The organism is Mesorhizobium sp. M7D.F.Ca.US.004.03.1.1 (assembly GCF_003998635.1).
Lineage (GTDB): Bacteria > Pseudomonadota > Alphaproteobacteria > Rhizobiales > Rhizobiaceae > Mesorhizobium > Mesorhizobium loti.
Window position 1 is genome coordinate 1 of the sequence record NZ_RZQG01001878.1, and the last position, 388, is coordinate 388.

The window sequence follows — 388 nt, forward strand, 5'->3', positions numbered from 1 at the left end:
GATCTGCTGAACGAGCGTCTGACCTTGGGTCATGGCGTATGGCTAGACGAAGCCGGTCTCGACCAGATTGCAGAGGCCGGCGTCCATATCTGCCACAATTGCAGTTCGAACATGAGGCTGCGCAGCGGAGCAGCCCCTGTTTTGGCAATGCGCCGTCGAAACATAGGCGTGGCCATGGGTATCGACGAGGCTGGCATCAACGATGACCGGGACATGTTACAAGAGATGCGGCTTGTCCTTCATTCCAATCGCACGCCCGGCATGGGGGCTGCCGGGGTGTTGACGTGCTGTGAAGTCTTCCAGATGGCGACCGAGGGCGGAGGCGATACGACGCCGTTCAAAGGTAAGATAGGACGTATAGAAGCCGGCAGATCAGCCGATCTTGCGC

General features: G+C 58.8%; 1 protein-coding gene. It reads left to right on the forward strand.

Annotated elements, in window-relative coordinates:
• On the forward strand, positions 1–388 hold a 388-nt coding region (locus EN935_RS40485), incomplete at both ends, for an amidohydrolase family protein (protein ID WP_164771953.1).